Genomic DNA, 17729 nt, shown 5'->3' on the forward strand with positions numbered 1-17729 from the left:
ACCGTGCAGTCATGCCAGAAGCAGCCTCCGCAGCGGCCACACGGGCCACCATCGGCGACAGCGAGTTCGACCGGGACACCGCCGTCACCCGGCGCACCCCCGGCGTCTACGACATCGACCTGTCGGCCGGCTGGACGATCAGCAACGCCGTCAACGGCGGCTATCTGCTGGCCGTCCTGGGCCGCGCCCTCGGCGAAGCCCTCCCGCACCCCGACCCGTTCACCGTCTCGGCGCACTACCTCACCGCCTCCCGGCCCGGCCCGGCGGTCGTGCGCACCGAGCCCGTCCGCACCGGGCGCACCCTCTCCACCGGCCAGGCCTCCCTCTTCCAGTACGACGACGAGGGCAACGAGGTCGAGCGCATCCGCGTCCTCGCCTCCTACGGCGACCTCGACGCGCTGCCCGACGACGTCCGCACCTCGGCGACGCCGCCCACGATCCCGCCCCTGGAGCAGTGCTTCGGTGCGGAGGACGGCCCCGCCCCCGTGGAGGGCAGTTCGGCCATCGCCGACCGCCTGATGCTCAAGCTCGACCCCGCCACGCTGGGCTGGGCGCTGGGGCAGCCCTCCGGCCGGGGCGAGATGCGGGCCTGGTTCGGGCTCGCCGACGGCCGCGACGCCGACCCGCTCTCGCTGCTCCTCGCGGTGGACGCGTTGCCGCCGACCGCCTTCGAACTGGGGCTCAAGGGCTGGGTGCCGACGGTCGAGCTGACCGTGCACGTGCGGTGCCGCCCGGCGACCGGCCCGCTGCGGGTCTCCATCACCACCCGCAACCTCGCCGGCGGCTTCCTGGAGGAGGACGCCGAGGTCTGGGACAGCGCCGACCGTCTGGTCGCCCAGTCCCGCCAGCTGGCCCGCGTCCGGCTCGGCTGACCCGCGCGACACGTCCGTCCGGCCGCCGGGACCGAGCCGTACCCCGGCGGCCGACCACGCGTCAGTCCAGCCAGTGCGCGCGGCCGATGCTGATCAGCCGCAGCTGCCGGGCCGCCGTTTCCGCCGCTCGCCGACGCTCCTCCTGCGGAGCCTCCAGCGCCTCCAGGAACAGCGAGGCCGTGATCAGCATCTGGTCGACGTAGAGGCCCGCGACCATCCGCAGGTCGGCATCGCTCCAGCCCGCCGACGCCGCGTCCTTGGCCAGCTCGGCCTTCACCTCCTCGGCGAACCGCGCCAGTTGCTCCCGTATGGCCTCGCGCACCGGCTGCACCCCGCCGTGCCGCTCCCGGGCGATGAAACGCACGTGTGCCGGATGCGCGGCCACATGGCCGGCGATCAACTCCACCGCGCGGGCGATGCGTTCGTCGCTGTCCTCGGCCGGTGACACCGTGGTCCGGATCATCGGGTGCAGGCTGCCCAGCGCCTCCTCGACCAGTGCCACACCGAGGTCGGCCGTGGAGCGGAAGTGCCGGTAGAAGGCGGTCGGGGCGACGCCCACGGCGCGCGTGACCTCGCGCAGTCCCAGGCTGCTCAGGCTCTGCTCCTCCAGCAGGCCGAGCGCTGCGTCCAGGAGCGCCTGCCGGGTCTTCTGCTTCTGCGCCTGCCGAACGCCGGAGGTGTGACTCATGCCATGCAGTTAACAACTGTTCTCTGGAATTGAAAAGCCGTGCGGCGCGCTAGACTGAGGAGTCAGTGAACAACTGTAACCGCAATCGTTCGCCGAAGGCTGGGGGATCCGAACCATGCTGTTTCTCGTCGTCGCACTCCTGCTCCTCGGTGTGGTCCTGGGCACCGTCGCCCACGCACCGCTCACCCTCTCCGTCGCCGCCGGCCTGGTCATCGCCGTCTGGCTCGGCATCTTCGCGATCCGCGAGCGGCACGGCCGCCGACGGAGCACCTCCGCCCACTGACGCACGAACCGTCGCACAGCAGGGAGAACCTCATGCAGCTCACCGCACCGGCCACCCGCAGTGCCGGCACCACCCGCCGGACCGGCATCCGGGACACCGACGGCATGGCCGTCGCCTCCTTCGTCCTCGGCCTGCTCGGCCTGCTCGTCCTCAACGTCTTCCTGGGGCCGATCGCCATCGTCCTCGCGGCCGTCGCCCTGTGGCGCGGCACCGCCCGCCGCGGCCGGGCCCTGCTCGGACTCGGTCTGGGCGTCGCCGACCTGCTGGTCCTGGTGGCGGTCATGTCCGCGGACAGCACGATGTCCTGGAGTCTGTGAGCCGGCCCACCGGCCGCGCGGCCACCCGCGGGCGGACGAGGCCAACCTTGGTCCGATGCCGGGCACAAGCGCCCCGTAGAATCGGCCGCACCATGGCTTACCTCGACCACGCCGCGACCACCCCGATGCTTCCCGAGGCGGTCGAGGCACTCACCGCGCACCTGAGCGTCACCGGCAACGCCTCCTCCCTCCACGCGTCCGGCCGCCGGGCGCGGCGCACCGTCGAGGAGGCCCGTGAGACCCTCGCCGAGGCGCTCGGCGCCCGCCCCAGCGAGGTGGTCCTCACCTCCGGCGGCACCGAGGCCGACAACCTCGCCGTCAAGGGCCTGTACTGGGCCCGCCGGGACGCCGACCCGGCCCGTACCCGCGTCCTGGCCAGCCCCGTCGAGCACCACGCGGTCCTCGACGCCGTCCACTGGCTCGGCGAACACGAGGGCGCCACCGTCGAGTACCTGGCCGTCGACGCCCACGGCCGCGTCCACCCCGAGACACTGCGCGAGGCCGTCGCCCGCAACCCCGGCGACGTCGCCCTCGCCACCGTCATGTGGGCCAACAACGAGATCGGCACGATCATGCCGGTCCGTGAACTCGCCGACGTGGCGGCCGAGTTCGACGTGCCGCTGCACGCCGACGCGGTCCAGGCCTTCGGCCAGCTGCCGGTCGACTTCGCCGCCTCCGGGCTCGCCGCCATGACCGTCTCCGGCCACAAGATCGGCGGCCCCTACGGCATCGGCGCGCTGCTGCTGGGCCGGGAGTACACCCCGGTACCCGTCCTGCACGGCGGCGGCCAGGAACGCCACGTGCGCTCCGGCACCCTCGACGTCCCCGCGGTCGCCTCCTTCGCGGTCGCCGGCCGCGTCGCCGCCGAACAGCACGCGTGGTTCGCCCGCGAGATCGGCGCCCTGCGCGACGACCTGGTCGACGCCGTGCGCACGGCGGTGCCGGACGCGATCCTCGGCGGCGACCCGTCGCCGGGAGGCCGGCTGCCGGCCAACGCCCACTTCACCTTCCCCGGCTGCGAGGGCGACTCCCTGCTGCTCCTGCTCGACGCCCAGGGCATCGAGTGCTCCACCGGCTCCGCCTGCACCGCGGGCGTCGCGCAGCCCAGCCACGTCCTGCTGGCCACCGGCACCGACCCCGACCTGGCCCGCGGCACCCTGCGCTTCTCGCTGGGCCACACCTCCACCCCGGACGACGTGGAGGCGCTCGCCAAGGCGATCGGGCCCGCGGTGGAACGGGCCCGGGCGGCGGGCCTGACCTGACGCGGGATTCCTAGACGCCGGAGCGCGAGGGGCTGCTGGAAGGACTGCTCGACGGACTGCCGGACGGGGCGCTCGTGGCCGCGCGTCGCACCAGCTTCAGGTACCGCTCCCAGTCCCAGTGCGGCCCCGGATCGGTGTGGTCGGTGCCCGGCACCTCCACGTGGCCGATGATGTGCTCGCGGTCCAGGGGTATCTCGTACCGCGCGCAGATCGCCGCCGTCAGCCGCGCGGAGGCGGCGTACATCGCGTCCGTGAAGTCCTGCGGGCGGTCCACGAAGCCCTCGTGCTCGATGCCGACACTGCGCTCGTTGTAGTCGCGGTTGCCCGCGTGGTACGCCACGTCCAGCTCGCGGATCATCTGGGTCACGCGCCCGTCCTGCCCGACGATGTAGTGCGCGGCCGCCTTGTGCCCCGGATCCTGGAAGGCCCGCACGGCGCTGTCGAAGCTGCCCTGCGTGACATGGACGATCACCATGTCGATGCCGAAGTCGTCCGGCCGGTCCGCCCGCCGCCAGTTCGCGTCCGACGCGGACACCCAGCGCGCGCCCGAGTAGTCGACCGCGCCCTCCTCACGGGGCCGCTCTACGCCCGGCACCCGCCACCACAGGCGGGCCAGCTCGTCGCGCGCCAGCACGGCCGTGCCCACCGCCGCCGCCGTACCGCCGACGAGCAGCGCCCGGCGGCCGATGCGCCGGTCGCCGTCCTTGGACCCGCTCGTGGAACCGCCGTTCGCGGACCCTCCGGTGGATCCGCTCGTGGATCCCTGCTTCGCCCCCATACGATCTTCAACGCATATGCGCGCGTTCCGGTTCCCGGCTCCCCGTACTCTGGAGGGGTTATGACTGAGACCCCGCAGCGCACCCGCCCCCTCCGCGTCCTCGCCGCCATGTCGGGCGGAGTCGACTCCGCCGTCGCCGCCGCCCGCGCGGCCGAGGCGGGGCACGACGTGACCGGCGTCCACCTCGCGCTCTCCGCGAACCCGCAGTCCTTCCGCACGGGCGCGCGGGGCTGTTGCACCATCGAGGACTCCCGCGACGCCCGCCGCGCCGCCGACGTCATCGGCATCCCGTTCTACGTGTGGGACCTCGCCGACCGCTTCCGGGAGGACGTGGTCGAGGACTTCGTCGCCGAGTACGAGGCCGGCCGCACCCCGAACCCGTGCCTGCGCTGCAACGAGAAGATCAAGTTCGCCGCGCTGCTCGACAAGGCGCTGGCCCTCGGCTTCGACGCCGTCTGCACCGGCCACTACGCCAAGGTGATCCTGCGCGAGGACGGCGTCCGCGAGCTGCACCGCGCCTCCGACATGGCCAAGGACCAGAGCTACGTCCTCGGGGTGCTGGACGACCGGCAGCTCGCGCACGCCATGTTCCCGCTCGGCGACACCCTCACCACCAAGGACGAGATCCGCGCGGAGGCCGAGCGCAGGGGCCTCGCGGTCGCCAAGAAGCCCGACTCGCACGACATCTGCTTCATCGCCGACGGCGACACCCAGGGCTTCCTGGCGAACCGGCTGGGCAAGGCGGAGGGCGACATCGTCGACGAGGCGGGCAACCGGCTCGGCACCCACGAGGGCGCCTACGGCTACACCATCGGCCAGCGCAAGGGCCTGAGGATCGGCACCCCGGCCCCCGACGGCAAGCCGCGCTACGTCCTGGACATCTCGCCCGTGGACAACACCGTGACGGTGGGCCCGGCGGACGCGCTGGACGTCGGCGCCCTCACCGCGATCAAGCCCCGCTGGTGCGGCGCCGCCCCCACCGGCCCCGGCACCTACACGGCCCAGCTCCGCGCCCACGGCGGCGAGACCGAGGTGCGGGCCGAGCTGGTCGACGGCGCCCTGGACGTGTCCTTCACCGAGCCCGTGCGCGGCGTCGCCCCCGGCCAGGCGATCGTCCTGTACGACGGCACCCGCGTGGTGGGCTCGGCGACGATCGCGTCCACGACCCGCGTGACGGCCGGCGCGGCCTGACCCCGAGCCTCCGGGCGCCGGTTCACCGCGTGAGGAACTCCACCAGCACCGGCGCCAGCACGCCCGGCTCCACCATGTGGGTCTGCCCGTCCACGGTGCCGTAGGCGCCGTCGGGAGCCGCCCCGGCGATCGCGCGGGCCGCCTCGTGCCACCAGGCGTCGCTCGCGCCGCCCGCCAGGGCCAGCAGGGGAGCGGTGACCGACGCCAGCTCGGACTTTGGGACCCGGCTGTCGCCCATCGCGGCGTCGTCGTACGCCAGACTCGGCGCCACCGACTCCATGCCCGCCCACATGGGAGACTGCCGGGCCCCCTGGATCATCTCCTCGCCCAGGCCGGTGTGGCGCAGGAACTCCTCCACCGCGTCCCCGAGCCGGCCCTGCCCGAGCGCCTCGGTCAGCCGTTCCGTGTAGGACGCCGCGGCCCGTACCGCGGCGTCGTCCATGGCGTACGGCACCTCGTACACGGCGACCCGGCGCACCGGCAGCCCGCTCGCCGCGGCCCGCAGCACCAGCGCGCCGCCCGACGACATGCCGTACAGCGACACCTCGCCGCCCAGCGTCTCGATCAGCGCCGCCAGGTCCTCGATCTCGCGCTCGACGGCGTAGGGCGCCGTGTCGCCGCTCTCGCCGCGGCCCCGGCGGTCGTACACGGTCACGTCGAGACGGTCCGACAGCTCCGCGGCCAGCGGCGCGACCGTCGAGCCCGTCGACATGGCGCCGCTGACGAGGACGACGGCCGGGCCCCGCCCGGTGCGTTCGTAGGCGATGGGCGTGCCGTCTCGCGAAAGGGTCTTCTTCTCCATGCCTGTGCAGACTGCCTTACGGCACGCGATTCATCGCTCAGGACACCTCGACGTCGTAGAAGCAGAGGTGGTCCTTGATCTCCGCCACCTCCGGCTTCGGGTCCGGGTACGCCCACACCAGGTCGGCCGCGTCCGGCAGCGACCAGTACGACGCGTCTCCCTTGAAGGGGCAGTGCGTGCGCGTTTCGGAGGCGGTCAGGAGGTCGAGGCGTACGTCCTGGGGCGGGATGTAGTACCGCTCCGGAAGGCCGGTCTCCCGCAGCACCAGCGCCTTGTCGCTCTCCGCCAGCACCTGCTCGCCGCGCACCACGCGCACGTGCCGGTCGCTCGGCTCGACAGTGATGCGGTGTCCCTTGAGTCCCTTGGTCACGATCGTCCTCCTCGGTGTGGTCGGCTCTCCTGGTCTCAGCACGGCGGGAAGCCGGGTTCTTCCCCGCCGGACGGGAACGTACCGTTGCCCCCATGAACATCTGCGTCTTCCTCTCCGCCGCCGACCTCGACGAGCGCTACACGCGCCCCGCGAAGGAGTTCGCCGAACTGCTCGGCAAGGGCGGTCACACCCTGGTCTGGGGCGGCTCGGACGTCGGTCTGATGAAGGTGGTCGCCGACGGCGTGCAGGAGTCCGGAGGGCGGCTGCTGGGGGTCTCGGTGGACTTCCTGGCGGCCAAGGCACGCGAGGGCGCCGACGAGATGGTCATCGCGCGGGACCTGGCCGAGCGCAAGCGGCTGCTGCTGGAGAAGGCCGACGCCGTGGTGATCATGGTGGGCGGCACCGGCACCCTCGACGAGGCCACCGAGATCCTGGAACTGAAGAAGCACGGGCACACCGACAAGCCGGTCGTCCTGCTCAACACCGCGGGCTTCTACGACGGCCTCAAGGAGCAGTTCCGCCGGATGGAGGACGAGGGCTTCCTGCCCCGCCCCCTCACCGAGCTGGTGTTCTTCGCGGAGGAGCCGGTCGGCGCGCTGGCCTACCTGGAGGAGAGCCAGGGCATCGAGTAGAACCGCCGTGATGCGAGCATGACGGGCATGGCTACACATGTGATCACCGGAGCGGGCTCCGGCATCGGCGCGGCCGTCGCCCGCCGCCTGCACGAACGCGGCGACGAGATCGTGCTGCACGCGCGCGACGCCGGCCGCGCGAAGGAACTGGCCGCCGCGTTCCCCGGCGCGAAGACGCTGGTCGGCGACCTTTCCGATCCGGGCAAGCTGTCCTGGGCCCTGTCCCACCAGAGCCTGCCCGACCGGGTGGACTCGCTGCTGCACATCGCCGGGGTCGTCGACCTGGGCCCGGTCGGTGATCTCACCCCGAAGACCTGGCACAACCAGCTGAACGTCAACCTGGTCGCCCCAGCCGAGCTGACCCGCCTCCTCCTGCCCCAACTCCGGGTCGCTCAGGGCCACGTGCTCTTCGTCAACTCCGGCTCGGGCCTCAACGCTCACGCCGGTTGGGCCGCGTACGGCGCGTCCAAGCACGGCCTGAAGGCCCTCGCCGACGCCCTGCGCCAGGAGGAGCACACGAACGGCGTCCGCGTCACCTCGGTCTACCCCGGCCGCACCGCCAGCCCCATGCAGGCCAAGGTCCACCAGCAGGAGGGCAAGGAGTACGACCCGTCGAAGTGGATCGACCCCGAGTCCGTCGCCACGACGATCCTGATGGCCCTGGACCTCCCGAGGGACGCGGAGATCAACGACCTGACGGTGCGCCCAGGACGGTGAGCTCCCTCTCATAACGCCGGCCGGGACAATCCAGCCTGTCCGGCGCTTGCGGACGAGGCCCGTTCAGGGCCGAAAGCGGGGGTCCGGGGGCGGCAGCCCCCGGGGTCGGGACGGGAAGGGGCGGCAGGGGCGAATCCAGGTCCCACACCCCTGCGTACGCTTCTCACGTGAACGACACCTTCGCCCCCGCCACCGGCATCGGCTCCCTCCCCGGGGACGACGCCCGCGAGGCCGCCAAAACCGCCACCGGCACCTTCGAGGACTTCCCCTTCCTCCCCGAACTGCCCGCCCGCGGCCCCGGCGCCGACATGATCGGCCGCACCGCCGGCATGCTCGTCGAGCTGTACGCGCGCGTGGAGCCCAGTGGCTGGCGGCTCGGCGACCGGCCGGGGCGGGACACCAAGCGGGCCCGCGCCTGGCTCGGGGAGGACCTCGACGCGCTGGAGGAGTTCACCCAGGGCTACGAGGGGCCGCTCAAGATCCAGGCCGTCGGCCCCTGGACGCTCGCCGCCGCCCTGGAGCTGAGGAACGGCGAGGCCGTCCTCTCCGACCCCGGCGCGAGCCGCGACCTCGCCGCCTCCCTCGCCGAAGGACTGCGCCTGCACCTGGCGGAGGTCCGGCGCCGCGTGCCCGGCGCCCGGCCCGTGCTCCAGCTCGACGAACCGTCCCTCACCGCCGTCCTGCGCGGCCAGGTGCGCAGCGCCAGCGGCTACCGCACCCACCGCGCCGTCGACCGCCAGGTGGTCGAGGCGGCCCTGCGCGACATCGCGGGGGTGCACGAAGGCGGACCGGTCGTGGTCCACTCCTGCGCACCGGACGTGCCGTTCGCCCTGCTGCGCCGCGCGGGCGTCGCGGGCGTCTCCTTCGACTTCGCGCTCCTCACCGAGCGTGACGACGACGCGATCGGCGAGGCGGTCGAGGGCGGCACCCGGCTGCTCGCCGGTGTCGTGCCCGGCACGGACGCCGCGTTGTCAGACCCTGCGGGTAGCGTCATGGGTGTCAGGACGCTGTGGCGCAGGCTGGGGCTGCGCCCGGAGCTGCTCGCGGAGGCGGTCACCGTCACTCCGGCGTGCGGACTCGCGGGCGCCTCCCCGGAGTATGCCCGCCGCGCGCTCGCCCACTGCGTCCAGGCGGCGAGATCCCTCGCGGACAACCCAGAGTAACGGGAGGACCATACGGTGGCCGGCGACAAGCAAGCGGAGACGACAAGCGTGCCCGCCGAGGCGCGGGAGAAGCACGCGCAGCTCGCTGAGCAGATCGAGGAGCACCGCTTCCGGTACTACGTGAAGGACGCCCCCGTCGTCAGCGACGCGGAGTTCGACCGGCTGCTGCGCACCCTGGAGGAGCTGGAGGAGCGGCATCCGGAGCTGCGCACCCCCGAATCCCCGACCCAGAAGGTCGCCGGCTCCTACGAGACGGAGTTCACGGCCGTAGCGCACCCCTCACGCATGCTCTCCCTCGACAACACCTTCAACGACGACGAACTCGGCGCCTGGACCGAGCGCATCGCCAAGGAGCTGGGCGAGCAGGAGTACCACTTCCTGTGCGAGCTGAAGGTCGACGGCCTCGCTGTCAACCTCACCTACGAGCGCGGCCGTCTCGTCCGCGCGGCCACCCGCGGCGACGGCCGCACCGGCGAGGACATCACGCCCAACGTCCGCACCATCGCCGAGATCCCCGAGCGCCTGGCGGGCGACGAGGTCCCCGACCGCGTGGAGATCCGCGGCGAGGTCTACTTCCCGATGGAGAAGTTCCAGGAACTCAACGCCCGGTTGAACGAGGCGGGGGACAAGCCCTTCGCCAACGCGCGCAACGCGGCGGCCGGTTCGCTGCGCCAGAAGGATCCGCGCGTCACCGCCTCCCGCCCGCTGCACATGGTGGTCCACGGCATCGGCATCCTGGAGGGCTTCTCCGGCCTGACCCGCCTCTCCCAGGCCTACGACCTGCTGAAGACCTGGGGCCTGCCCACCTCCCCGCACAACAGGGTGGTCGACGGCCTGGACGGCGTACGGGACTTCATCGCGTACTACGGCGAGAACCGGCACTCCGTGGCGCACGAGATCGACGGTGTCGTCGTCAAGCTCGACGAGATCCGCCTCCAGGGCCGGCTCGGCTCCACGGCCCGCGCACCCCGCTGGGCCATCGCGTACAAGTACGCGCCCGAAGAGGTCAACACCAAGCTCGTCGACATCAAGGTGGGCGTCGGCCGCACCGGCCGCGTCACGCCGTACGCGCAGGTCGAGCCGGTCACGGTGGCCGGCAGCGAGGTGGAGTTCGCCACCCTGCACAACCAGGAGGTCGTCAAGGCCAAGGGCGTCCTCATCGGCGACACCGTGGTGCTGCGCAAGGCCGGTGACGTCATCCCGGAGATCCTCGGGCCGGTCGCCGACCTCAGGGACGGCAGCGAGCGGGAGTTCGTGATGCCGCAGAAGTGCCCCGAGTGCGGGACGCCGCTGAAGGCGATGAAGGAGGGCGACATCGACCTGAGGTGCCCCAACGCCCGCGCCTGCCCGGCCCAGTTGCGCGAGCGTGTCGCCTACCTCGCCGGCCGGGAGTGCCTGGACATCGAGCACTTCGGCGGGGTCGTGGCGGCCGCGCTGACGGGCCCGCTGGAGCCGTCCGAGCCGCCGCTGGTGGACGAGGGCGACGTCTTCGACCTCACCGTCGAGAAGCTGCTGCCCATCAGGGCCTACGTCCTCGACCCGGACAGCGGGCTGCCCAAGCGCGACCCCAAGACCGGTGAGGAGAAGATCGCCACGGTCTTCGCCAACAAGGAGGGCGAGCCGAAGAAGAACACCCTCGCGCTGCTGAAGCACATCGAGGAGGCCAAGGCCCGCCCGCTCGCCCGCTTCATCAACGGTCTCTCCATCCGGTACGTCGGACCGGTCGCCGCCCAGGCCCTCGCCCGGGAGTTCCGCTCCATCGACCGCATCGAACAGGCCACCGAGGAGGAGCTGGCGAGCACGGACGGGGTGGGCGGCACCATCGCCACCGCCGTCAAGGAATGGTTCGCGGTGGACTGGCACCGCGAGATCGTCCGCAAGTGGAAGGCGGCCGGCGTTCCCCTGGAGGACCGCTCGACGGGGGAGGACGAGGGGCCGCGCCCGCTGGAGGGGCTCACCGTCGTCGTCACCGGCACCCTGGAGAACTTCACCCGGGACGGAGCCAAGGACGCCCTCCAGAGCAGGGGCGCCAAGGTGACCGGATCGGTGTCCAAGAAGACGTCGTTCGTCGTGGTCGGTGACAATCCGGGGTCGAAGTACGACAAGGCGATGCAGCTGAAAGTGCCGGTTCTGAACGAGGACGGTTTCGTCGTCCTGCTCGAACAGGGAGCCGAAGCGGCGGCGGGTGTCGCGCTTTCGGCTGAGGAATAGCGGTTGAAGGCCCCCCGATCGGCGCATATCAGATGCATACGGGTGGCCGGGTCGCATTCGGGCAACCGTCGACGACCAGTGCCCCTGGAAGCCTTCCGCGGCCTACTGTTGAGGTGTGCGCCTGCCGTGCCCAGCCGCGGTCGGGGGCATCCCCCTGTCCCCAGTGACAGGGGAAGGGGTCTCCAACGCGGAGCCGTTGAAGGTGGTCGAGGCGGCGCCCGCGTGGCGTGGGCACCGCCGGCTGTGAGAGGGACGGGAATGGAACCGACCGAGAGCGCCGCCGCGGGCTCACGGCTGCGCCTGCGTCGCATGGTGGGCGCGTGGCACGTGAGCCGGTGGCTCGGGCAACGCGATGGCGGCGTCCCGCGTCCCGCGCCGGTCGTGCGCGGCCCCGTGCAGCAGGCCGCGGGCCACACCCCCGGCCTGCCCGACCCCGACGGCGAACGGCACCTGTCCTGGCCCGCGTTGCCCGCGACGGTCGTCGCGGCCGCCGCCTTCGTCCTGGGCGCGGGCTTCTACCGGGCGTTCACCGACGGTCACGCCCTCTTCCCGTCCGGCACCGTCGGCTGGTCCCTGGCCGTGCTGGCCGGCATCGTCGTCGGCCACCTGGTCATGCTCGGCCGCTCCCGCTGGTGGGGCGGCACCGGCTCCGGCGCCGCCCTCACCCTCGCCGTCCTGCTGCTGTACGGCTGGGTTCCGGCCGGCATGGTCAGCCTCACCGTCGTCGTCCTGGTCGGCATAGCCCGCCGGGGCCGCTGGCGGCAGGGGGTCCTGCACGGCGCGGTGGACATCCTCGGCATCGCCGCGGGCGCCCTGGTGCTGGGCGTCTGCGGCTCCGTACCGTCCGTGGAGCACCCGTGGGACCCCAACACCTGGGGCGTGTACGCGGCGCCCAAGGTGGTGCTCGTCGCCGTCGCCTACCTCGCCGTCACCCGCGCCCTGTTGTGGTACCTGCAGACGCCGCGCCCCGGCCTGCCGACCGTCGCCCGCACCGCCCTGGTCAGACAGGGCCTGGTCGCCGTCGCGCTGCTCGGCATCGCCCCGCTGGTCTGCGTCGTCGCCGTCGCCAAGCCGCTGCTGCTGCCGCTGTTCGCCATCCCGCTCATCGCCCTCGACTCCACCCTGTGGATCGCCCGCGCCCGGGCCGAGGAGCAGCTGCGCGACCCGCTCACCGGGCTGCCCAACCGGCAGTGGCTCCTCGAGCGGACCTGGACCGCGCTGGACGACGCCGAGCGGATCGGTGCCCGCGCCGCCCTGATGCTGATCGACCTCGACCGTTTCCGGTCGGTCAACGACACACTCGGCCACCTCGCCGGCGACCGGCTGCTGCTGCAGACCGCCGACCGGCTGCGGCAGGCCCTGCCGCGCGGGGCGGAGGCCGCGCGGCTCGGCGGCGACGAGTTCGCCGTCTTACTGCCCGTCGCCGACTCCACCACGTCGGCGACCCGGATGGCCCGGGGCCTGGTGGCCGCGCTCAGCTCCCCGATGGACCTGGACGGGCTGACCCTGGTCCTGGAGGCCAGCGCCGGCGTCGCCGTCTTCCCCGACCACGCGCTGGACGCCGAGGGGCTGCTGCGCCGCGCGGACGTGGCGATGTACCAGGCGAAGCGCGACCGTACGGGCGTGGAGGTCTACGAGTCCAAGCGGGACTCCAACACCCCGGACCGGCTCGGTCTGCTGGGCGACCTGCGCCGGGCGCTGGACGCCCACGAGGTCCAGCTGCACTACCAGCCCAAGGTCCGCTTCGACGGACAGGTCGCGGGCCTGGAGGCCCTGGTGCGCTGGGTGCACCCCGAGCGCGGCAAGGTGCCGCCGGACGAGTTCATAGCGATCGCCGAGTCCTCCGGGCTGATGCCCCACCTCACCGAGTACGTGCTGGAGACGGCGCTCGAACAGGTCGCCCGGTGGCGTTCCCAGGGCCTGTTCGTGCCCGTCGCGGTCAACGTCTCCCCGCGCGACGTGCACACCCCCGGGTTCGCGGGCTCGGTGGCCGCCCGGCTCGCCCGGCACGGGGTTCCCGCGGGAGCGCTCCAACTCGAGATCACGGAGCACGTCCTCCTGGAGGACCCGCAGCGCGCGGCCGACACGCTCAACGCGCTGACCGGGCACGGCGTGAAGATGTCCCTGGACGACTTCGGGACCGGCTACTCCTCCCTCGTCCACCTGCGCAGGCTCCCCGTCAGCGAGCTGAAGATCGACCGCTCGTTCGTGGCCCGGCTGGCCATCGACAACGAGGACGCCGAGATCGTGCGCTGCACCGTCGACCTCGCCCACTCGCTCGGACTGCTCGTCGTCGCCGAGGGCGTGGAGGACGACGAGACCTGGGAGCGCCTGCGCGACCTGGGCTGCGACGCCGTACAGGGCTGGCTGGTGGCCGCCGCCATGCCGCCCGACGAGACCACCGCCTGGCTGCTCGCCCGGGGCTCGCGGGGCTGGGTGCGGGCCGCCGCCGCCCTGCCCGCGGTGGCGACCGACGAGTGAGCCGGCCCGCGGTGTTCCGCGGCGCGAAGCACCCGAGCGGCGGGACGAGCCGTCCGTCGCGGGTCTCCTGAGGCTGCCGGCCGCCCCGCACCAGGGGCGCCGGCCCGCTCTTCGCGGGCTGAGCCCGTCCACAGCATCGCCAGGGGGCCGAAGATGTCGCCGTTCGTTCCGTAGCGGAGCGGCCCTCGGGGAAACCGTTTAACGGCCACGCGGCCCGGCGCCATAGGATTGGGCCAAACCGTCCGGGACAAGCGACTGGTACCGGCCGATTTGCCCCGACCACACACTCACCCAGAGGAACGCTGCATGCCTGGCATCACGCGCGAGGAGGTCGCCCACCTCGCCCGGCTGGCGCGTCTGGAGCTGAAGCCCGAAGAGCTCGAGCACTTCGCGGGACAGCTGGACGACATCATCGGCGCGGTCGCCCGCGTCAGCGAGGTCGCCGACCAAGACGTACCGCCGACCTCGCACCCGCTGCCGCTGACGAACGTCATGCGGCCGGACGAGGTCCGTCCGTCGCTCACGCCCGAGCAGGCGCTCTCCGGCGCCCCGGCCCAGGAGCAGCAGCGTTTCAAGGTGCCGCAGATCCTGGGGGAGGAGTAATCGCCATGAGCGACATCATCAAGCTCACCGCGGCCGAGATCGCCGCGAAGATCGCCTCCGGCGAGCTGACCGCCGTCCAGGTCACCGAGGCCCACCTGGCCCGCATCGACGCCGTCGACGAGAAGGTGCACGCCTTCCTGCACGTCGACCGCGAGGGCGCGCTCGCGCAGGCCCGCGAGGTCGACGCCAAGCGCGAGCGCGGCGAGAAGCTCGGCCCGCTGGCCGGCGTCCCCCTCGCGCTCAAGGACATCTTCACCACCGAGGGCATCCCCACCACCGTCGGCTCGAAGATCCTCGAGGGCTGGATCCCGCCCTACGACGCGACCGTCACCCAGCGGCTCAAGGCCGCCGACGTCGTCATCCTCGGCAAGACCAACATGGACGAGTTCGCCATGGGGTCGAGCACCGAGAACAGCGCCTACGGCCCCACCGGCAACCCCTGGGACCTCACCAGGATCCCCGGCGGCTCCGGCGGCGGCTCCTCCGCGGCCCTCGCCGCCTTCCAGGCCCCGCTCGCCATCGGCACCGACACCGGCGGCTCCATCCGCCAGCCCGCGTCCGTCACCGGCACGGTCGGCGTCAAGCCGACGTACGGCGGCGTCTCCCGCTACGGCATGGTGGCGTTCTCCTCCTCCCTCGACCAGGGCGGCCCCTGCGCCCGCACGGTCCTGGACGCGGCGCTGCTGCACGAGGTGATCGCCGGGCACGACCCGATGGACTCCACCTCCATCGACGCCCCGGTCCCCGCCGTCGTCGAGGCCGCCCGCAACGGCAGCGTCGAGGGCATGCGCGTCGGCGTCGTCAAGCAGTTCCGCGGCGAGGGCTACCAGGCCGGTGTCATCCAGCGCTTCGACGAGTCCGTCGAACTGCTGAAGTCGCTGGGCGCCGAGGTCGTCGAGCTGGACTGCCCGTCCTTCGACCTGGCGCTGTCGGCGTACTACCTGATCGCGCCGTCCGAGTGCTCCTCCAACCTCGCCCGCTTCGACGGCCTGCGCTACGGCGCGCGCGTCGGCGACGACGGCACGCACTCCGCCGAGGAGGTCACCTCCCTGACCCGCGAGGCCGGCTTCGGCCCCGAGGTCAAGCGCCGCATCATGCTCGGCACGTACGCCCTGTCGAGCGGGTACTACGACGCGTACTACGGCAGCGCCCAGAAGGTCCGCACCCTCATCAAGCAGGAGTTCGAGCGGGCCTTCGAGCAGGTCGACGTGATCGTCTCCCCGACGACCCCGACCACCGCCTTCGCGATCGGCGAGCGCGCCGACGACCCGATGGCGATGTACCTGGCCGACCTGTGCACCATCCCCACCAACCTGGCGGGCAACGCGGCCATGTCGCTGCCCTGCGGCCTCGCTCCCGAGGACAACCTGCCGGTGGGTCTGCAGATCATCGCCCCCGCCATGAAGGACGACCGGCTCTACAAGGTCGGCGCCGCGGTCGAGGCCGCCTTCGTGGAAAGGTGGGGCCACCCGCTGATCGAGGAGGCACCGTCGCTGTGAGCGCACTGACCAAGGCCAAGGGCTTCAAGAAGTCCCGGTCCGGCCTGTACGTCTCGATGGCCACGTCGGCGTTCGGCGCCGTCGGGGTCTACAAGCAGATCAAGAAGGCGCGTGGCGAGAGCGACACGCTGCGGCTGCTCGACGCCGTCGTGACCGGCGCCGCGGTCGTCACCAACCTCGCCATCCTCTACCGCGAGCTGAAGCGCCTCGGCGACGACGACGTCCTGCTGGGCTGAGAGGGAAGTTTCACCGTGACCACCACGACCGACCTGGTGTCGTACGAGGACGCACTCGCGTCGTACGACCCCGTCATGGGCCTCGAGGTCCATGTCGAACTCGGCACCCACACCAAGATGTTCTGCGGCTGTTCGACCGCACTGGGCGCCGATCCCAACACCCAGACCTGCCCCGTCTGCCTCGGCATGCCCGGCGCGCTCCCGGTCGTCAACGCGATCGGCGTCGAGTCGGCCATCAGGATCGGTCTCGCGCTGAACTGCGAGATCGCCGAGTGGTGCCGCTTCGCCCGGAAGAACTACTTCTATCCGGACATGCCGAAGAACTTCCAGACCTCCCAGTACGACGAGCCGATCGCCTTCGACGGCTACCTCGACGTGCAGCTGGAGGACGGGGAGACCTTCCGTGTCCAGATCGAGCGCGCCCACATGGAGGAGGACACCGGCAAGTCGCTGCACGTCGGTGGCGCGACGGGCCGTATCCACGGCGCCTCGCACTCCCTCCTCGACTACAACCGCGCCGGCATCCCGCTCATCGAGATCGTCACCAAGCCGATCGAGGGAGCGGGCGAGCGCGCCCCCGAGGTCGCCCGCGCCTACGTCCGTGAGCTGCGCGAACTCATCCGTGCCCTCGGCGTGTCCGAGGCCCGCATGGAGATGGGCCAGATGCGCTGCGACGTCAACCTGTCGCTGCGTCCGCACGGCCGGGAGAAGTTCGGCACCCGCAGCGAGACGAAGAACGTCAACTCGCTGCGCTCCGTGGAGCGTGCCGCCCGCTTCGAGATCCAGCGGCACGCCGCCGTACTGAACGACGGCGGCACGATCATCCAGGAGACCCGCCACTTCCACGAGGACACGGGGTCCACCACCTCGGGCCGCGTGAAGGAGGAGGCCGAGGACTACCGGTACTTCCCGGAGCCCGACCTGGTGCCCGTGGCCCCCTCGCGCGAGTGGGTCGAGGAGATCCGGTCCGCCCTGCCCGAGCTGCCGCTGGTGCGCCGCAACCGGCTCCGCGAGGAGTGGGGCATCTCGGGCAACGACATGCAGTCCATCCTCAACGCCGGAGCGCTGGACCCGATCGTCGCCACGATCGACGCCGGCGCCGACGCGACCTCCGCCCGCAAGTGGTGGATGGGCGAGCTGGCCCGCAGCGCCAACGAGTCGGGCAAGGCGCTCGACGAGCTGGCCATCACGCCGGTCCAGGTCGCACGCGTCGCCGAACTGGTCACCAAGGGCGAGCTGAACGACAAGCTGGCCCGCCAGGTCATCCTGGGCGTCCTCGCCGGTGAGGGCACGCCGGACGAGGTCGTCGACAAGCGCGGCCTGAAGGTCGTCTCCGACGAGGGCGCGCTGACCGCCGCCGTCGACGAGGCCATCGCCGGCAACCCGGGCGTCGCGGACAAGATCCGCGGCGGCAAGGTGGCCGCGGCCGGCGCCCTGGTCGGCGCGGTCATGAAGGCGACCCGGGGCCAGGCGGACGCGGCCCGCGTCAAGGAGCTGATCCTGGAAAAGCTGGGCGTCACCGAGGGCTGAGGCCCCGCTACACCGCGAGCCCTGGGGGGACGCGTCGATCTCGACGCGTCCCCCCAGGGCCGTTGTTGTGAAGAAGCCCACTAAGTCCGCAAAG

General features: G+C 72.2%; 18 protein-coding genes. 14 read left to right on the top strand and 4 right to left on the bottom strand.

Features of this window, described 5'->3' with window-relative positions; genetic code table 11:
* Positions 1–11: 11 nt before the first annotated feature.
* Positions 12–872: a thioesterase family protein gene (locus ACGH7X_RS27320; RefSeq protein ID WP_399889306.1), complete on the top strand. Its 861-nt coding sequence runs from the start codon at positions 12–14 to the stop codon at positions 870–872.
* A gap of 61 nt (positions 873–933) precedes the next feature.
* Here the strand turns inward: ACGH7X_RS27320 and ACGH7X_RS27325 are convergent, their stop codons facing one another.
* Positions 934–1560 carry a TetR family transcriptional regulator gene (locus tag ACGH7X_RS27325; protein WP_399889309.1) on the bottom strand — a complete coding sequence of 209 codons (627 nt, stop codon included), beginning with the start codon at positions 1558–1560 and terminating at the stop codon, positions 934–936.
* A gap of 115 nt (positions 1561–1675) precedes the next feature.
* On the opposite strand from ACGH7X_RS27325, the gene ACGH7X_RS27330 reads away from it, so the two are divergent.
* The 3 genes from ACGH7X_RS27330 to ACGH7X_RS27340 all read left to right on the top strand — a co-directional run bounded on the left by ACGH7X_RS27330 (position 1676) and on the right by ACGH7X_RS27340 (position 3422).
* A complete protein-coding gene (locus ACGH7X_RS27330) occupies positions 1676–1843 on the top strand; it encodes a hypothetical protein (protein ID WP_399889313.1) in 168 nt (55 codons plus the stop codon).
* Between the two features lie 32 nt (positions 1844–1875).
* Positions 1876–2160, top strand: a complete 285-nt coding sequence (locus ACGH7X_RS27335; protein ID WP_399889316.1) for a DUF4190 domain-containing protein — start codon at positions 1876–1878, stop codon at positions 2158–2160.
* A gap of 92 nt (positions 2161–2252) precedes the next feature.
* A complete protein-coding gene (locus ACGH7X_RS27340) occupies positions 2253–3422 on the top strand; it encodes a cysteine desulfurase family protein (RefSeq protein ID WP_399889319.1) in 1170 nt (389 codons plus the stop codon).
* A gap of 10 nt (positions 3423–3432) precedes the next feature.
* Here ACGH7X_RS27340 and ACGH7X_RS27345 read toward each other — a convergent pair whose 3' ends face one another.
* Positions 3433–4200: an N-acetylmuramoyl-L-alanine amidase gene (locus ACGH7X_RS27345; RefSeq protein ID WP_399889321.1), complete on the bottom strand. Its 768-nt coding sequence runs from the start codon at positions 4198–4200 to the stop codon at positions 3433–3435.
* Between the two features lie 60 nt (positions 4201–4260).
* Here ACGH7X_RS27345 and mnmA point away from each other — a divergent pair, with 60 nt between their 5' ends.
* Entirely contained in the window at positions 4261–5391 is a 1131-nt protein-coding gene (gene mnmA / locus ACGH7X_RS27350) for a tRNA 2-thiouridine(34) synthase MnmA (protein ID WP_399889324.1), read from the top strand.
* A gap of 22 nt (positions 5392–5413) precedes the next feature.
* Here the strand turns inward: mnmA and ACGH7X_RS27355 are convergent, their stop codons facing one another.
* Both ACGH7X_RS27355 and ACGH7X_RS27360 read right to left on the bottom strand, forming a co-directional pair.
* Positions 5414–6193: an alpha/beta fold hydrolase gene (locus ACGH7X_RS27355; protein ID WP_399889327.1), complete on the bottom strand. Its 780-nt coding sequence runs from the start codon at positions 6191–6193 to the stop codon at positions 5414–5416.
* Between the two features lie 37 nt (positions 6194–6230).
* Positions 6231–6563, bottom strand: coding sequence for a DUF427 domain-containing protein (locus ACGH7X_RS27360; RefSeq protein WP_399889330.1), 333 nt, complete (start codon positions 6561–6563; stop codon positions 6231–6233).
* Between the two features lie 92 nt (positions 6564–6655).
* Between ACGH7X_RS27360 and ACGH7X_RS27365 the strand changes: the two genes are divergently transcribed.
* The 9 genes from ACGH7X_RS27365 to gatB all read left to right on the top strand — a co-directional run bounded on the left by ACGH7X_RS27365 (position 6656) and on the right by gatB (position 17635).
* A complete protein-coding gene (locus tag ACGH7X_RS27365) occupies positions 6656–7195 on the top strand; it encodes a TIGR00730 family Rossman fold protein (protein WP_055421834.1) in 540 nt (179 codons plus the stop codon).
* A 27-nt stretch (positions 7196–7222) separates the two neighbouring features.
* On the top strand, positions 7223–7912 hold the full coding sequence (locus tag ACGH7X_RS27370) for an SDR family oxidoreductase (RefSeq protein ID WP_399889333.1): 690 nt from the start codon (positions 7223–7225) through the stop codon (positions 7910–7912).
* Between the two features lie 167 nt (positions 7913–8079).
* Complete coding sequence (locus ACGH7X_RS27375; protein WP_399889336.1) at positions 8080–9075, top strand: methionine synthase; 996 nt, start codon at positions 8080–8082, stop codon at positions 9073–9075.
* Positions 9076–9090: 15 nt separating this feature from the next.
* On the top strand, positions 9091–11286 hold the full coding sequence (gene ligA / locus ACGH7X_RS27380; RefSeq protein ID WP_399889339.1) for an NAD-dependent DNA ligase LigA: 2196 nt from the start codon (positions 9091–9093) through the stop codon (positions 11284–11286).
* A 258-nt stretch (positions 11287–11544) separates the two neighbouring features.
* Complete coding sequence (gene rmdB / locus ACGH7X_RS27385) at positions 11545–13767, top strand: cyclic Di-GMP phosphodiesterase RmdB (RefSeq protein ID WP_399889342.1); 2223 nt, start codon at positions 11545–11547, stop codon at positions 13765–13767.
* A gap of 306 nt (positions 13768–14073) precedes the next feature.
* Positions 14074–14370 (top strand): Asp-tRNA(Asn)/Glu-tRNA(Gln) amidotransferase subunit GatC, encoded by a 297-nt coding sequence (gene gatC, locus ACGH7X_RS27390; protein WP_003973500.1) that lies wholly within the window; start codon positions 14074–14076, stop codon positions 14368–14370.
* A 5-nt stretch (positions 14371–14375) separates the two neighbouring features.
* Positions 14376–15869 (top strand): Asp-tRNA(Asn)/Glu-tRNA(Gln) amidotransferase subunit GatA, encoded by a 1494-nt coding sequence (gatA, locus tag ACGH7X_RS27395; RefSeq protein WP_399889345.1) that lies wholly within the window; start codon positions 14376–14378, stop codon positions 15867–15869.
* Positions 15866–16105, top strand: coding sequence for a hypothetical protein (locus ACGH7X_RS27400; RefSeq protein WP_217162355.1), 240 nt, complete (start codon positions 15866–15868; stop codon positions 16103–16105). Before gatA ends, ACGH7X_RS27400 begins: the two co-directional genes overlap by 4 nt.
* Before the next feature lie 15 nt (positions 16106–16120).
* On the top strand, positions 16121–17635 hold the full coding sequence (gene gatB, locus ACGH7X_RS27405; protein WP_399889348.1) for an Asp-tRNA(Asn)/Glu-tRNA(Gln) amidotransferase subunit GatB: 1515 nt from the start codon (positions 16121–16123) through the stop codon (positions 17633–17635).
* Positions 17636–17729 lie beyond the last annotated feature (94 nt).

The sequence above is a fragment of the Streptomyces sp. BBFR51 genome (assembly GCF_044591655.1).
Lineage (GTDB): Bacteria > Actinomycetota > Actinomycetes > Streptomycetales > Streptomycetaceae > Streptomyces.

Coding starts and splice junctions, on each gene's coding strand:
- ACGH7X_RS27320 (WP_399889306.1), top strand. CDS start 12: ATGCCAGAAGCAGCCTCCGCAGCGGCCACACGGGCCACCATCGGCGAC.
- ACGH7X_RS27325 (WP_399889309.1), bottom strand. CDS start 1,560: ATGAGTCACACCTCCGGCGTTCGGCAGGCGCAGAAGCAGAAGACCCGG.
- ACGH7X_RS27330 (WP_399889313.1), top strand. CDS start 1,676: ATGCTGTTTCTCGTCGTCGCACTCCTGCTCCTCGGTGTGGTCCTGGGC.
- ACGH7X_RS27335 (WP_399889316.1), top strand. CDS start 1,876: ATGCAGCTCACCGCACCGGCCACCCGCAGTGCCGGCACCACCCGCCGG.
- ACGH7X_RS27340 (WP_399889319.1), top strand. CDS start 2,253: ATGGCTTACCTCGACCACGCCGCGACCACCCCGATGCTTCCCGAGGCG.
- ACGH7X_RS27345 (WP_399889321.1), bottom strand. CDS start 4,200: ATGGGGGCGAAGCAGGGATCCACGAGCGGATCCACCGGAGGGTCCGCG.
- mnmA (WP_399889324.1), top strand. CDS start 4,261: ATGACTGAGACCCCGCAGCGCACCCGCCCCCTCCGCGTCCTCGCCGCC.
- ACGH7X_RS27355 (WP_399889327.1), bottom strand. CDS start 6,193: ATGGAGAAGAAGACCCTTTCGCGAGACGGCACGCCCATCGCCTACGAA.
- ACGH7X_RS27365 (WP_055421834.1), top strand. CDS start 6,656: ATGAACATCTGCGTCTTCCTCTCCGCCGCCGACCTCGACGAGCGCTAC.
- ACGH7X_RS27370 (WP_399889333.1), top strand. CDS start 7,223: ATGGCTACACATGTGATCACCGGAGCGGGCTCCGGCATCGGCGCGGCC.
- rmdB (WP_399889342.1), top strand. CDS start 11,545: ATGGAACCGACCGAGAGCGCCGCCGCGGGCTCACGGCTGCGCCTGCGT.
- gatC (WP_003973500.1), top strand. CDS start 14,074: ATGCCTGGCATCACGCGCGAGGAGGTCGCCCACCTCGCCCGGCTGGCG.
- gatA (WP_399889345.1), top strand. CDS start 14,376: ATGAGCGACATCATCAAGCTCACCGCGGCCGAGATCGCCGCGAAGATC.